Origin of the sequence: Bilifractor sp. LCP21S3_F8 (genome assembly GCF_052117805.1) — a bacterium.
Lineage (GTDB): Bacteria > Bacillota > Clostridia > Lachnospirales > Lachnospiraceae > Bilifractor.
Map to the genome: position 1 here is coordinate 1 of NZ_JBQKIK010000043.1, position 13,562 is coordinate 13,562.

The 13,562-nt window shown below is 49.1% G+C and carries 11 protein-coding genes; 1 reads left to right on the forward strand and 10 read right to left on the reverse strand.

Going from position 1 to position 13,562, the window contains the following annotated elements; genetic code table 11:
• Nucleotides 1-336: 336 nt before the first annotated feature.
• Complete coding sequence (locus tag ACTQ3A_RS13335) at nucleotides 337-1,689, forward strand: MATE family efflux transporter (RefSeq protein WP_441495341.1); 1,353 nt, start codon at nucleotides 337-339, stop codon at nucleotides 1,687-1,689.
• Nucleotides 1,690-1,793: 104 nt separating this feature from the next.
• On the opposite strand, the gene ACTQ3A_RS13340 is transcribed toward ACTQ3A_RS13335, so the two are convergent.
• From ACTQ3A_RS13340 to ACTQ3A_RS13385, 10 genes are all read right to left on the reverse strand, one after another.
• The gene (locus ACTQ3A_RS13340) at nucleotides 1,794-2,711 is read right to left on the reverse strand and encodes a ketopantoate reductase family protein (RefSeq protein ID WP_441099487.1); all 918 of its coding nucleotides are present in this window, start codon (nucleotides 2,709-2,711) and stop codon (nucleotides 1,794-1,796) included.
• A gap of 54 nt (nucleotides 2,712-2,765) precedes the next feature.
• On the reverse strand, nucleotides 2,766-3,182 hold the full coding sequence (locus ACTQ3A_RS13345; protein ID WP_441099486.1) for an EamA family transporter: 417 nt from the start codon (nucleotides 3,180-3,182) through the stop codon (nucleotides 2,766-2,768).
• 408 nt (nucleotides 3,183-3,590) lie between these two features.
• Nucleotides 3,591-4,871, reverse strand: coding sequence for a Gfo/Idh/MocA family protein (locus ACTQ3A_RS13350; protein ID WP_441495139.1), 1,281 nt, complete (start codon nucleotides 4,869-4,871; stop codon nucleotides 3,591-3,593).
• 63 nt (nucleotides 4,872-4,934) lie between these two features.
• Entirely contained in the window at nucleotides 4,935-5,774 is an 840-nt protein-coding gene (locus ACTQ3A_RS13355) for a sugar phosphate isomerase/epimerase family protein (RefSeq protein WP_441495140.1), read from the reverse strand.
• Between the two features lie 27 nt (nucleotides 5,775-5,801).
• Entirely contained in the window at nucleotides 5,802-6,584 is a 783-nt protein-coding gene (locus tag ACTQ3A_RS13360) for a Gfo/Idh/MocA family protein (protein ID WP_441495145.1), read from the reverse strand.
• 182 nt (nucleotides 6,585-6,766) lie between these two features.
• Nucleotides 6,767-7,210, reverse strand: a complete 444-nt coding sequence (locus tag ACTQ3A_RS13365) for a C-glycoside deglycosidase beta subunit domain-containing protein (RefSeq protein WP_441495141.1) — start codon at nucleotides 7,208-7,210, stop codon at nucleotides 6,767-6,769.
• A 12-nt stretch (nucleotides 7,211-7,222) separates the two neighbouring features.
• Nucleotides 7,223-8,095 carry a sugar phosphate isomerase/epimerase family protein gene (locus tag ACTQ3A_RS13370; protein ID WP_441495142.1) on the reverse strand — a complete coding sequence of 291 codons (873 nt, stop codon included), beginning with the start codon at nucleotides 8,093-8,095 and terminating at the stop codon, nucleotides 7,223-7,225.
• Nucleotides 8,096-8,527: 432 nt separating this feature from the next.
• Nucleotides 8,528-10,918 (reverse strand): GH39 family glycosyl hydrolase, encoded by a 2,391-nt coding sequence (locus ACTQ3A_RS13375; RefSeq protein WP_441495143.1) that lies wholly within the window; start codon nucleotides 10,916-10,918, stop codon nucleotides 8,528-8,530.
• Between the two features lie 6 nt (nucleotides 10,919-10,924).
• On the reverse strand, nucleotides 10,925-11,941 hold the full coding sequence (gene galE / locus ACTQ3A_RS13380; protein WP_441485695.1) for a UDP-glucose 4-epimerase GalE: 1,017 nt from the start codon (nucleotides 11,939-11,941) through the stop codon (nucleotides 10,925-10,927).
• A 297-nt stretch (nucleotides 11,942-12,238) separates the two neighbouring features.
• On the reverse strand, nucleotides 12,239-13,420 hold the full coding sequence (locus ACTQ3A_RS13385) for a galactokinase (protein WP_441495144.1): 1,182 nt from the start codon (nucleotides 13,418-13,420) through the stop codon (nucleotides 12,239-12,241).
• Nucleotides 13,421-13,562: the final 142 nt, after the last annotated feature.

The following is a 13,562-nucleotide window of genomic DNA, read 5'->3' on the forward strand; positions in this document are numbered from 1 at the left end:
AAAGAAACTTCCCGTAGCCATAAAGTGAAAGCCAGCGCCTTGAGACGCTGGCCTAGCAACACGGGCTTATAGCCCGGACCGAACCACCCGTTTCACGGGTGGCGGCGATTTACGCGAACAGTGAGCCGCAGCCGAATGCGAAGTATTCGTGTGCGGCGAGCGTCGCGATAGCGAGATAAAACTCGCGCAGCGTGTTTTATCTCGTTCTGCGTTTCTGATGAACGCGAGCTGTGCAGCGAAGAACCGGGAAAAAAACTGAGGAAAAAAGAACGGAAGAAAAGAACCGGAAAAAGACTGAGAAAGATAAAGAGGTAATATGAAATGCCATCGCCGTCGATGAAAGAGGGTCTGTTCTCTGACCCGTTATTTAACCGGAAGCTGGTGTCTCTCGCTGTCCCGATTGCTCTTCAGAGCCTGATGCTGGCAGCGGTTGCGGCTGCGGACGCCATTATGCTGGGCAGGCTGAATCAGGACTCCATGGCAGCGGTATCGCTTGCAACACAGATTCAGTTCGTAATGAACATGTTTCTAAGCTCTGTGGTATCGGCAGGATCCATTCTCGGTTCCCAGTACTGGGGCAAACAGGACCTCCTGAGTCTGCACGATATCTTCAATCTCATGCTCCGTCTTTCTTTCCTGATTGATCTTCTGTTCGGGCTGCTCTGCATCCTGACCCCGGGTCTTCTGATGGCCTTTTTCACCAACGACCCGACACTTTCGGAAATCGGTGTCTCCTATCTCAGGATCGCCGGCTGGTCTTACCTGCTGACCGGTATCTCGCAGTGCTACCTGACCATCATGAAGCTCACAGGACACGCGAACCGGACAGCGCTCATCTCATCAAGTGCCGTTATCCTGAATATTGTCCTGAACACGATATTCATCTTCGGCCTGATCGGGTTCCCGGAGATGGGCGCAAGGGGAGCCGCGCTCGCCACGCTGATCTCCAGAATCGTCGAGCTGGCATGGGCTGCGGGGTCCTCGCTTCAGAAGGGCTTTGTCCGCCCGGATCTTACGAGGCTTTTTCACCGCAACCGCCTGCTGGGATCGGATTTCCGGAAAATCAGCCTGCCGCTTCTCGGAGCCTCTCTTCTGTGGGGAATCGGTTTTACCTCCTATTCCGCCATCATGGGGCATCTCGGTCAGGATGCCGCTGCCGCCAACTCCGTTGCCGCCGTGGTACGGGATCTTACCTGCTGTATGTGCAACGGTATCGCGAATGCCGGATCCATCCTTCTCGGGAATCAACTCGGTCAGGGGAATCTGGACATGGCGAAAATCTATGGACAACGGCTGATGAAGCTTTCCTTCCTCATTGGATTTATCACGACCGCGGTCGTTCTTGCAGTGATTCATCCGGTATTGCTTTTCTACCGGCTGACTCCCAATGCAAGAACATTATGTGCCGGCATGCTTGCTATTACCTCATTTTATATGATCGGCCGATGTGTGAACACGGTCGTAATCAATGGTATCTTCGACGCAGGAGGAGATACGAAATTCGATGTCTACTCCCTCATTGTCGTCATGTGGGGAATTGCCATTCCGGTCGCGCTGTGCGGAGCCTTCTTGTTTCACTGGCCGGTTCTTCTGGTCTACGCCTGCACCTGCCTCGATGAAGTTGGAAAAATTCCATGGGTCATTCACCACTTTCACAAATACCGCTGGCTGCGCAATCTCACCCGCTAACGGCTCCGGAAATCTTTTTCCGCCACTATTTCATATACTGCCGCCGGAAAGCTTTTCCGCCACTACTTCATATACTGCCACCGGAAAGCCTTTCCATCGCTTCTTCATGTGTCGGCACTGGATAGCTTTTCCGCCACTTTTTCATATGCCGGAGCGTCCACCTTGAGGCGACGGGCGTTCCGGACGACCTCAAAGATCAATCCGTCGATTTCAGAAGCCTTTCCGCAGGCGACATCTTTCTGAAGCGATGTTGTCATATCCGGTTTCAGGCTGTCCAGAATATGCAGATTTCTTTTCACGATGTCTTCCGTAAAGACAATTCCCTCTTTTTCCGCGATCCTTCCGATTTCGCGGACAAGCTCACAGAAGAAGTCACGATATATCCCCTCTTTCTGCATCGCCCCCGCGCTGACTCCGAAATAAAGGCCGCATGCTCCCTGCGGTGAGACATAGGAAAACTTCAGCAGCGCGTCTCTTTGGATGTTGTCGCTGAGTCCGCCCCCGATTCCGCATTTTGCAAGATCTTTTTCTATCTCACGAAGATCCGTCCGGAACTCCGCGGGATCCCGCACACCAAAGACAACCCGCAGGATATCACCGCTCATCAGTATTACACCAGGACTGCGGAGCTGGGAGGCGACATAAATACAGCCATCCGTTACCAGAATGCCGGGAAGCTGATTCTGCATGACTGCCCCGGTTCCATAGATATTCAGGATCGGGATGACGATACTGTCCTTGCCGGCAATTCTCCGCAGAAACGGATACAGAGATTCCAGAGAATATCCCTTCACACAGACAAAAATCACGTCCGGATGATCCGTATACTCCTCCATTGTGCAGGCCTTTACTGGTTTCAGTGTGAATTCGTCGTCCGTCCGGATCACACGAAGACCATTATCCTTCATTGCTCGCAGATGTGCGCCTCTGGCAATGAAGGTCACATCCATTCCTCCGCGAGCCAGATACGCGCCCAGTGCGCCTCCGGTGCCTCCCGCTCCGATTACAAGATATTTTCTCATTTCCTCCTCCTTCTGATGCAAACCTCTGGCTGTCATTCTCCTCCTGTCTTCTGTTTATGCGATGACCATGAGCAGTGTGCCGGCGCCGATCAGCACGCATCCGATCACAGATTTCACGGTAACCTGCTCGTGAAGAAACAGAAACGCCATGACAAGGGTGATCACAACGCTCAGCTTATCAACCGGTACTACCTTTGAAGCATCTCCGATCTGGAGCGCTCTGTAATAGCACAGCCAGGATGCTCCTGTCGCAAGACCGGACAGAATCAGAAAGATCCAGCTTCTTCTGCTGATGGAGGCGACACCGCCCTGCACATTTGTCAGAAAAACCATTCCCCAGGACATGATGACGACCACAACCGTTCGAATTGCCGTAGCCAGCGTTGAATTCACGCCCTCAATACCGACCTTGGCAAGTATCGAGGTCAATGCCGCGAAGATCGACGAACCAATTGCAAACAATAGCCACATACTATTCTCCTTTCCCCTCATTTAAGGGTAAAACAAAATCCACGCCTTTTTTATTATACCATATTAAGTAACTCCCATACGATACATTACGGCTGGGCTTATACAGTACACACCCATATGATACTTCGTGCCATAAACTGTATAAGTCCCCGCGTCACTTCGCTGCTTCGCAGCTTCCGTGCCGCTAACAGGTATTCGCACTTCCGTGCCGCTTACGCGTCACTTCGTGCTCATACCTGTTGTCGTCGCTAATGTTCTTGCCCACTGGTGAGCAAGCTCCCCGTGGGCCAAGAACATTGCGACTGGACTTATACAGTACAATAATCCCCGGCGGATAAATCCGCCGGGGATTTGGTATACTTATTTCATGCCTGAAAATAACAGTTTCTGTCTTCAGCACCTTCCATTTTATTCTGGTTTATAGTCGTCAAAATCATACCTGATTGTTCCAAAAGGTGTCTCCTGCTCGCGAAGCGCGATGGATTTTGACATTGCCTTGATTTCATCTGCAGTCACGCTGCGTCCGAGCTCGCTGGAAAGTACAACACCTTCAGAGAGAAAAGCAGTCTGCATTGCGATATACGGAGAGTCAACGCGTGTCTCGTCCGTAAGCTCGCCGCGAAGATAAGAATACCACTGCAGCTGGTTATCATTGTACTTCTCCATCTCAGGATTAAGAGCAAGCTCCTGCATGCCCGAGATATCACCGATCGCACATTCGATTTTATTGTCGAATAACACGCCATCCCCATCTACGCCGAACCACTCAAGCCTCGGCTTCTGGAGAGCGCCTCCTCCTACGATGGATCCTCCTTCCGGAACCGCCAGCGGCCCTCCGGTGGTATCAACATCCGTAAATTTCAGTCCGCCAAGAGAACCCGCAATGAAGCTTGTGCCGATTTCATCCATGTGTATCGCCCAGTCCTCATAGATATCCATTGAAATTCCACCCTTGAACCGCGCCATTCCAACGCCAAGATCCTCGATCGGCGTATGGCAGTTTACCGCATTGTCAATGCGCGCATCTCTCCAGTAGGAACAGCTCTGTACACCGTACACGCTCTCCAGTTCCGGCATTCCAAGCACGTACAGCATCTGTGCCAGATGATAGATTCCCAGATCAAACAGAGGTCCATGAACACCGATCTTCGGATCAATAAAGTCATGACTGAAAAACGGCATGTCATAACCGGGCCTGCCCTGTCTCCTGTGACCAACGCTTCTTACATGGTATACATCTCCCAGTTTGCCCTCCGCAATCATTTTTTTTGCGATACGGGTCTGCGGGTTGTAGATAGAGCTGATCTGAACAGCAAGCTTCTGTCCGTACTTTTTCTGCGCATCGTAAAGAATTTTTGCGTCAGCATAGCTTGCTGCCATCGGTTTCTCCGAATAGCAGGGATAACCCGCCGCCATTACTGCTGTCGCAACAGATGTGTGCAGATTGTTGTGTACACAGACCTCAACCTCATCAATGTCGTCTCTCTTCAGCATCTCCCGGAAATCCGTATAAAGCCGGTCTTCCGGAAGACCATATTTCCTGCCGAAGGCTTCCACCTTCTCCTTTACAATATCACATGCTGCAACTACGGTGAGGTTCTGCCCTCTTTTCTTCAGATTATTGATCACGGTCATATGCCTGTCGGAGATCATTCCCGTTCCGATGATGGCAATTCTGATTTCCTTCATGTTTTGTCCTCTTATTTGAATAATTACTTCTTTCGTCTTCTGCTCAAGGTTCACCCAAGCTGCTTACCAGCCGAGAATTCTAAGGTATTCACGGCTTCTTCTCGCGCACTCCAGGGGATCCATGTCATAATGCTCATCCTGTTCGACAACAGCCCATCCTGTATTTGCACGGAGCGCAGCATCCAGAATCGGCTCCCAGATCATCTGGCCAAATCCGACCGGACGGAACCCGAAGTAACCCTCATCCTCTCCGGACTCCTCCTGATCGATCCCGATCAGCTTGTACATATTTTTCACTTCGCCGCGCTTGATGTAATCCTTCAGATGAATGACCGGCAGACGGTCGGTGTATTTCTGAATAAACTCAGTGACCTTACCGGTCGCGACGTCACACCAGCAGGTATCAAGCTCACTCATCAGATGATCATGCGGAATTGCCTCGAACATTGCGTCATATCCCCATCTTCCATCCGGAAGTTTCACAAACTCGAAATCATGATTGTGATACAGGAAGGTCATACCCGCCTGATGGATTCTCTCCCCTACCTTATCCAGCAGAGGGAGAAACTTCTGAAATCCCTCCGGATTTACCGGCCGATATTCCTCCGCCATATAAGGCATCACCAGATATTTTACTCCGATTTCCGAATAATCCGCGATCACACGATCCAGATCCTCCACCATGTCCGCGAATGGTACGTGCGCTGAAATCGGAACCAGGCCCACCTCTTTCAGGATATCTCTGACCTCCGCAGGCTTCAGTCCGTATAATCCGGCCAGTTCTACGCCGTCATAACCATAATCTTTGATCTTCTGCATTACATTCCTGAAATTTTCCGGATGCTCCTCCAGAAGATCTCTCAATCCATAAACCTGTACAGCAACAGGAATCTTTCTGTCCATCGTATCTACCTCACTTAACCTTAACTTTTATTCAAAATCAACGGACTTTCCGGTGCGTCCGGATTCTCTGACCGCATCCATGAGTTTCAGCACGCGGCGCACCTCCGGTATTTTTACAAATGCTTCCTCCTCGCCGTGATAGTAACGGATGTAATGCTCAAAATAATTTCTGTGGCTCGTATGCACTTCCGGAAGCGGCTCCGTTACAATGGTTCCTTCCGGTGCAGGTCCGAACGATCTTGTCGGCCCTGCGGCAGTCATCGTTCTCTTTCCTCCGACATTTGTCAGAAGATGGGTGGTACGCACAATCTTTCCTTCCGGGAAGAATCCGTCCACATACGCGGTACCCTTGTTTCCGGCGACAAACCAGTGCCGCTCAAACCATTTATCCGCGGTCTTATCCGCCAGGTAATACGTACCCAGTTCAACCGTTGCCGTTACACCGTTATCAAAGCGCAGCATGATCTGAAAATAATCATCCACCTCTTTATTGATGACATTCCGGATATCCGCAAACACAGACTTCAGCTTTGCGCCTGGGAACATCCAGCAGACCTGATCAAGAAGATGAACACCCCAGTCATACAGCATTCCGCCGCCTTCACTTTTAAATACGTGCCAGTCATGCATGTTTCCATTGAAGCCGTAAAGCTGATTCTTGATCGCATACACATTTCCAAGTGTGCCGGAATCGTACACTTCTTTTGCGGTGCGGAAATCCGGATCAAACCTTCTCTGCTGATGAACCGTGAACCGGACTCCATTTTCCTTCACTGCCACTTCCATGTCATCCAGCTCCGCCAGGCTCATTGCCACCGGTTTTTCACAAATAATATCTTTGTACTTTCGTTCTCTATCGTATCTGATTGGTCTGTCTGTTCTGAAAAATCTGTTCTATCACATTTATCTGATCTGAGAATCTATTACATCTCATTTATCTGATCTGAGAATCTATTACATCTCCTCTGTCTGATCAGAGAATCTGCTGCGTCTCATACAATCAGAAGATGCCGCTCATTCACATGATGTCCAAACTCGGGCATATATACCATGTTTTCCTGATCCGGATCCAGATTGGCCTGTATGATCGGTGGCATATAAGAAGAGGTAAAGCAGAAGCCATACTTCAGATCGTGATAGCCCTGTGCAAGGCCCCCTTCCTTTTTCACCTTCAGTACTGCCGGCTTTGTCACCGACCAGTGCACCTGATAATTTGTCCGCATCTCCTCATTTGTATACTCTTCTCCATTGATCACCCAAGTGATACGATCCTTTTCGATCTTCTCGCCATCAATAAATAATGTACCCGGCCGGATCTGAGAGAGAAAAATTCCTCTGTAATACGGAAGCCGAACCTTAAACTGAAAACCTGTCGTCTTGCCTTCTGCATCTTTAATATTTCTGAATCCAACGGACTGAATTACTTGCTTTTCCATCTCTGCACCTCCTTAGTCTCCGAGAAGATTTTTCAGCATGATGTGCTGTTTTCTCAGTGTCTGTCCAACCTCATATCCATCTTCGTACTTATCAGCGCCTTCATATTCGCTCAGAAGATATCCGTCATATCCATTTTCGGTCATCACCTTGATGATCTCCGGATACGGAATCGTTGTTTCCTCAAAATCATCGCTCATATGAATAAACTTTGCATGGCAGCAGTAGATATATGGGAGCAGCGGAATAATGTCCTCCGGTTTGTTCGGCGTGTAATTTGGATCCCTCCATTCTCCCTCCGCAAATGTAGTGCGGAATACTGAGAAATCAATATTGAGTCCGAAGTTCTTTGTTCCCGTTTCCTTGATGAAATCTACAAAATCCGTCACAAGCTTTCCCTTCAGATTCGATGGATTATGTATCTCCGGGCACATTTTTATATTCAGTTCCTCTGCCAGAGGAAGTGCTCCCTTGATGATTTCCCTCCAGTTCAGAACAGGCTCCAGAAGATCATTGATTACCGGCATCTTGGTACGCATTACCGTAAAACCAAGGCGGTGTGCCAGACGGATGTCACGCTTGAGCATTTCCACGGCTTCTTCTGTGGTAAGATCTCTGTCTCCCAGGACATGCGAATCAATCCAGTTTCCATACTCAACCGGAACGATTTCGTACTTATCGCAAAGCCGGAACCAGTTTTCCACCCACTCATCCGTCGGATAGGGATAATTCTCAATATGTGTATTTGCCAGAATTTCGATACCATGCGCACCCATGTCATGCACATCCTCGAAGCAATCCTCCAGTGTCTTTGTGAGACCGAATTCCGCCGAATAGCTGTATAGTGCCACTCCACGTTTTGGCCCTTTTTTGTTGTATGTATACATAATTGTCCTCCTTCATCCACGTGATTATATCTATAATAATACTATATGTATTGATAATATTTCAGTATCTGCCCCGTAAGCGGGGCAGGCTGATTTACGCGAACAGTGAGCCGCAGCCGAATGCGAAGCATTCGTGTGCGGCGAGCGTCGCGATAGCGAGATAAAACTCGCGCAGCGTGTTTTATCTCGTTTCTGAATCCCTCAGAAAAAAGTTGCACTGCTAATAAATCATCTGAAAAGACCGGCTCTTCTCGCTGATGTTTTTCCTGCGCATCAGCTTTTATGATTACAGTTTACCTGAATCTCTGTCTGGAAGCTTTCCTGATCCTTACATTTTTCATGCATTTACTTGCATCAGAAAGGCGTCAAAAAAAGGCCGTGCAAGAAATGATCATCATCTCTTGCACGGCCTTTTTATCGGCAAACCGTATCTCAGTTTTTTCTTCTTCGATAGATATGCATCAGAACAACCTCCTGAGCATCCAGTTCTACCGTAATTTTCAAAGTACCATCCGCGTCCGTACTCCCTCTTTCCAGTTCTATCTCCGGGACGCTGACTGCCTGAAGATATTTGATTTCCTCTCTCGTCAGATCACTCTCAAAGCCAAGATGCTTCCACTTATCCAGGAGACTGCCGCTTCTTGTATTCAGGCGGCGGTTTTTGATCGCATATACTCCGGACGGATCCATGTGCAGCAGGTTCAGTTGAATCTTCAGAGGTTTCTCATCCTCAAAACGAATCTTCCGAACCTTATCCAGATCCACCTGTTCATCTCCCGGGATCATTTCCTTTCGAAACCATGAAAAATGATGGAACAGGATAATCAGCTCATTTTTCTCATTTCTGGTGATGATATAATTCTTACCTCGTGAAAGAAACTGCGGACCCAGGTCGTTTAAGAAAGCAAGCGCAAAGAAAGCCGGCTTTCGGATCGTATCTTTTGTGAGAAGCCCGACACCTCCGTTAATCACTCTGTTTGTATCAAAATAACTGCTGACCCAATCCGTTCCTCCCATGACACACAGTAAGTCTGTTTTGCCCCACAAGTCGATAACCCCGGCCGCAAGGTACGCGGAACGAAAGCAGGAATCATTGAGAAAATTGCGATTCGCGATCGTATTGTTCCATTCCGTAATATAAAGCTTACGATCATCGATACCGCAATCCTGCATCATCTGCCGAATCCGGAGCACCTGCTCCACTTCCATATCCGGGTTTGCAGTCAGATAACGCGCACTCCCCTTATTCTCATAAGGGAAAAGAAGAAATGACGCGAAATCGGGAATGCAATGACCCTCCACACATTTTCTGTAAAATTCAGTATTGAACGCAATATCGCTGTCAATGACTGAGAATATACCGCCAATCTCAGCCTCCGGTATCGATGCTTTGACAAGCCGGTACATGGTTTCCCATGCCTGAAAAAAATCATAATGCGAATCCCGATACAGCGCAGAATTTCCCTGATGAAAACTATCATAGGAAAGCTCAAAGATCCACCTCGAAACCTCCTGCTGGCCGTACCGGTTTACAATATTATCGATAAATGAGGACAGAATATCCTCCCAGATCTCTCTCGATTCAAAAAGAATATATTCCTCATTATAATAGACCGTTTCTCCGCCGGTTCGGATAGCGGTATCCGGTCTTCTGCCAAAATCCAGAAACGGACGCAGATGGTTCTTTACCAGAAAATCCAGGGCCTGATTGATGATATCAAAATTATACTGTCCAAGACTTTTTCCGTCAGACACCTGTGTCTTTACCGAGAAAATATTCCACAGCCGTATGATCGAAAAGTGAAGATGTTCCTGAAGATGCAGGACATGAAACTGGATATTCGCATTTGTCATGCTGTACAGGGATCCTATGTTGACAGCCTTATCCCATACCCGTTCATACTCTTCCGGAATCACCTCCGTCTGGTCCAACGAAATATGGCACTTCCGTTCCCCGCTGCTCTCCTGATATCCCTTTTCCAGAAGCTTCTGCCGGATTTCTTGTTCTTCCTCTATCTGATGCTTTTCATCTTTTCTGGCGTTTTCTCTGTTTCTGTCACGATATTCCGAAGGTGACATATGCATGATCTTTCGAAAAGCCCTGCTGAAGGACGCAGAATTGGAAAAGCCGCAGTTCATGGCAATCTGCGTCAGATTCTGATCGGAATAATTAAGCAGTCTCAGAGACGACCTCACCCGCAGCTGCATAACATAATCCGCAAAATAAACACCCGTCTTTTTCCTGAATATTCTCGACAGGGTCGATGCTGAAACATACATCTGCTCTGCAAGCACGGACAGGTTAACCTCCTCATTGATGTGGCTGATGATATACTGCATCATCTGCTGCATCCTTACATCTGACTCTCCTTCCTTCAGACCGTCATTGCTCCGGCGGACAGAATAATTCTCAATCAGATGATCCAGCAGCTTAAGCAGAAGGCTTGCCTTCCGGGCATCTGTCTGATGCCTCCGGTAAGTATAATCAGCCGTAAGGTCAATAAGAATCTCACGAATGTCCTGGTAGGAATGAAGGGTGTCATTGACTGAATCCGCGTACAGGCTCAGTGTTCTGCCTCCCATGATCTGTGCGGTAAGGGAAGCAGAGTAGGAAGCCACACCATACAGCGCGCTGTGCGCATGATCCATTACATATTCTGTGCCGGGATTTATAAGCAGAATATCATCCCGGCACATGTGAATTTTCTCTCCATAATACCGTACCGTCATTTCCCCATCCAGGAGAAACAGGATCAGCAGATCCGTCTGAAGATCCCCCTCTCCCTCCCGGGCTTTCCGTACAGTATAATCAAGATAGTTCAATTGATCTTATTCTCCATATCCGTCGGGATTTTTCACCTGCCAGTTCCAGGAATCCCGGCACATATCCTCAATGTTCTTCTCGGCTGTCCATCCGAGAATTTCCTTTGCCTTTGTCGGATCCGAATAACAGGTCGCGATATCTCCGGGACGTCTCGGATCAATGACATACGGGATTTCCTTGCCGCAGGCCTTGGAAAACGCTTTGATGATGTCGAGAACAGAATACCCCACACCGGTACCAAGATTGAAGATCTGAACATCATCAAGCTTCTGGAATCCTTCGATGGCCTTCACATGTCCCTTCGCCAGATCTACGACATGGATATAATCACGAACGCCGGTACCATCCGGTGTGTCGTAATCGTTGCCGAAGACATGAACCTTCTCAAGCTTTCCCGAAGCGACCTGTGCGACATAGGGCAGAAGGTTGTTCGGAATTCCCTTCGGATCCTCACCGATAAGACCGCTTTCGTGTGCGCCGATCGGATTGAAATAACGAAGCAGCATGATCTTCCAGCTGTGATCCGCCTTCCAGATATCGGTCAGGATTCTCTCCTGCATGGCTTTCGTCTCTCCGTACGGATTTGTCGTAGTACCGAGCGGGCACTTCTCCGTGATCGGAATTTCGGCCGGGTCTCCGTACACCGTGGCGGAGGATGAGAAAACAAACTGTTTGCAGCCGTGATTTCTCATAACATCGGTAAGCGTAAGCGTACTCAGCAGATTGTTTGTATAATATTCAATCGGTTTTCTCGTGGACTCTCCGACCGCCTTGTAACCGGCAAAATGAATTACCGCATCAATCTTCTCGGCGTCAAACAGAGCATCCAGTGCCTTGCGGTCACATACGTCAATCTTGTAGAACTTCGGTCTTTTTCCGGTGATTGTCTCGATCCGGTCCACCACAAGTTCCTTTGAATTGTAAAGATTGTCTGCAATCACCACATCATAGCCTGCGTTCAGAAGCTCCACACAGGTATGACTTCCGATAAATCCAGTTCCGCCTGTAACTAAAATCTGCATTGCTTTCTCCTTCCTGTCATCCTGAAGATGATGCATGACGCAACCCGCCCGCGGGTCACGCGATCTCCTGATTCTGTCTCATTTTCATTCTTCGAAGTCTGATTCTTCGAAATCTGTATCCCGCACTTTGTCTGTGCTGCGCGGTCACCATCCTGTGCTGTCTCAATTCTGTGTTCTTTCTGCAGCGGGCAATCTCTGCCCTGCGCGGTTCCTCTGCTGCGGCGTCTCAAAACGGTGCTTTCCCTCTGCAACGGCATCTCTATGCTCCGACGCTTCCGAGCCACGCTGCTCCTGAATTCAGCAGATCTCCGACGGGCCGTCTCCGATGGATACAATATAGAAGGATGGCACAAGACCGGTTCTGTCCGTATAATTTCTGCCGACCTGATCGACAAATGTATCAATGGCATCATCCTTCACAATATTAACCGTGCATCCGCCGAATCCGCCTCCGGTCATCCGGGCGCCAATCACCCCCGGAATCTTCCAGGCTTCTTCCGCCAGCACGTCCAGTTCTTTGCAGGAAACCTCGAAATCATCCCGGAGAGAGACATGAGATGCATTCATCAGCTTTCCGAAAGCCTGAATGTCTCCCTGATTGAGCTTTTCCACCGCCTCCGTGGTGCGGGCGTCTTCATAGACCGCGTGTTTCGCACGTTTCCTGCACACAGGATCCGCAATCGAGCTGCTCAGTTCTTCAAACTCTGCGGGCTTGAGCTCACAAAGTGCCTTGAGTTCCGGACGAACCTTTTGCAGATCCTCCAGCGCGGTTTCACACTCCCGGCGGCGGTCGTTGTACGCGGAATTTGCCAGCTCATGCGGCTTATTCGTATTCACAATCACAAGCTTCGCGTCGCCGATCGGAAGGGGCGCATACTGGTATTCCAACGTCGCCGCATTCAGGAAAATAGCCATATTCTTCCGTCCCATAGCGGAAGCGAACTGATCCATGATCCCGCAGTTCATTCCGACAAAGCGATTCTCGGCGATCTGCCCGAGCTTTGCGTTCCGGATCTGATCCTCCTCAAAACCGTACAGCCGCATCAATGCCTCCCCGGTAAGCACCTCAAGAGACGCGCTTGAGGAGAGTCCGGACTTCGGCGGAATGGTTCCGCTGCATACGAAGTCAAATCCTGTCGGTATATCCATACCAGCCTGACGGTAAGCCCACACGACGCCCTTGGCATAGTTCGTCCATCCGTCTTCCTTTTTGTAGGTGAGATCGTCCAGATCCACCTCAATCACGCCGTCCTCTGCGAGGTTCACGGAATAAAACCTCAGCTTCCGGTCATCTCTCTTCCGGACAGCCGCATATGTGCCGAGAGTGAGCGCGCACGGAAATACGTGCCCGCCATTATAATCGATATGCTCCCCGATCAGGTTCACACGCCCCGGCGCAAAAAATACCCGTTCTCCGCTTCCGCCGAACTTTTCTTCAAATGTTTTTCTCAATTCTTCGATTACTTTCTGATCTGTCATACTTACCTTCCCCTGTATAATCCGTAGCTTGTACAGTAAACCCCCATGCCCCGCAGGCGGAGCACCACAATAGATATAGCCTGTATTCTGAAAACCCATTATACTACCTCCTTATTTCGTGTATACTTATTATAACGGCATA

Bases quoted from the DNA above. Each gene is read 5' to 3' on its own strand.
- ACTQ3A_RS13335 (WP_441495341.1), top strand. From the start codon at position 337: ATGAAAGAGGGTCTGTTCTCTGACCCGTTATTTAACCGGAAGCTGGTG.
- ACTQ3A_RS13340 (WP_441099487.1), bottom strand. From the start codon at position 2,711: ATGAGAAAATATCTTGTAATCGGAGCGGGAGGCACCGGAGGCGCACTG.
- ACTQ3A_RS13345 (WP_441099486.1), bottom strand. From the start codon at position 3,182: ATGTGGCTATTGTTTGCAATTGGTTCGTCGATCTTCGCGGCATTGACC.
- ACTQ3A_RS13350 (WP_441495139.1), bottom strand. From the start codon at position 4,871: ATGAAGGAAATCAGAATTGCCATCATCGGAACGGGAATGATCTCCGAC.
- ACTQ3A_RS13355 (WP_441495140.1), bottom strand. From the start codon at position 5,774: ATGGACAGAAAGATTCCTGTTGCTGTACAGGTTTATGGATTGAGAGAT.
- ACTQ3A_RS13360 (WP_441495145.1), bottom strand. From the start codon at position 6,584: ATGAGCCTGGCGGAGCTGGATGACATGGAAGTGGCAGTGAAGGAAAAT.
- ACTQ3A_RS13365 (WP_441495141.1), bottom strand. From the start codon at position 7,210: ATGGAAAAGCAAGTAATTCAGTCCGTTGGATTCAGAAATATTAAAGAT.
- ACTQ3A_RS13370 (WP_441495142.1), bottom strand. From the start codon at position 8,095: ATGTATACATACAACAAAAAAGGGCCAAAACGTGGAGTGGCACTATAC.
- galE (WP_441485695.1), bottom strand. From the start codon at position 11,941: ATGCAGATTTTAGTTACAGGCGGAACTGGATTTATCGGAAGTCATACC.
- ACTQ3A_RS13385 (WP_441495144.1), bottom strand. From the start codon at position 13,420: ATGACAGATCAGAAAGTAATCGAAGAATTGAGAAAAACATTTGAAGAA.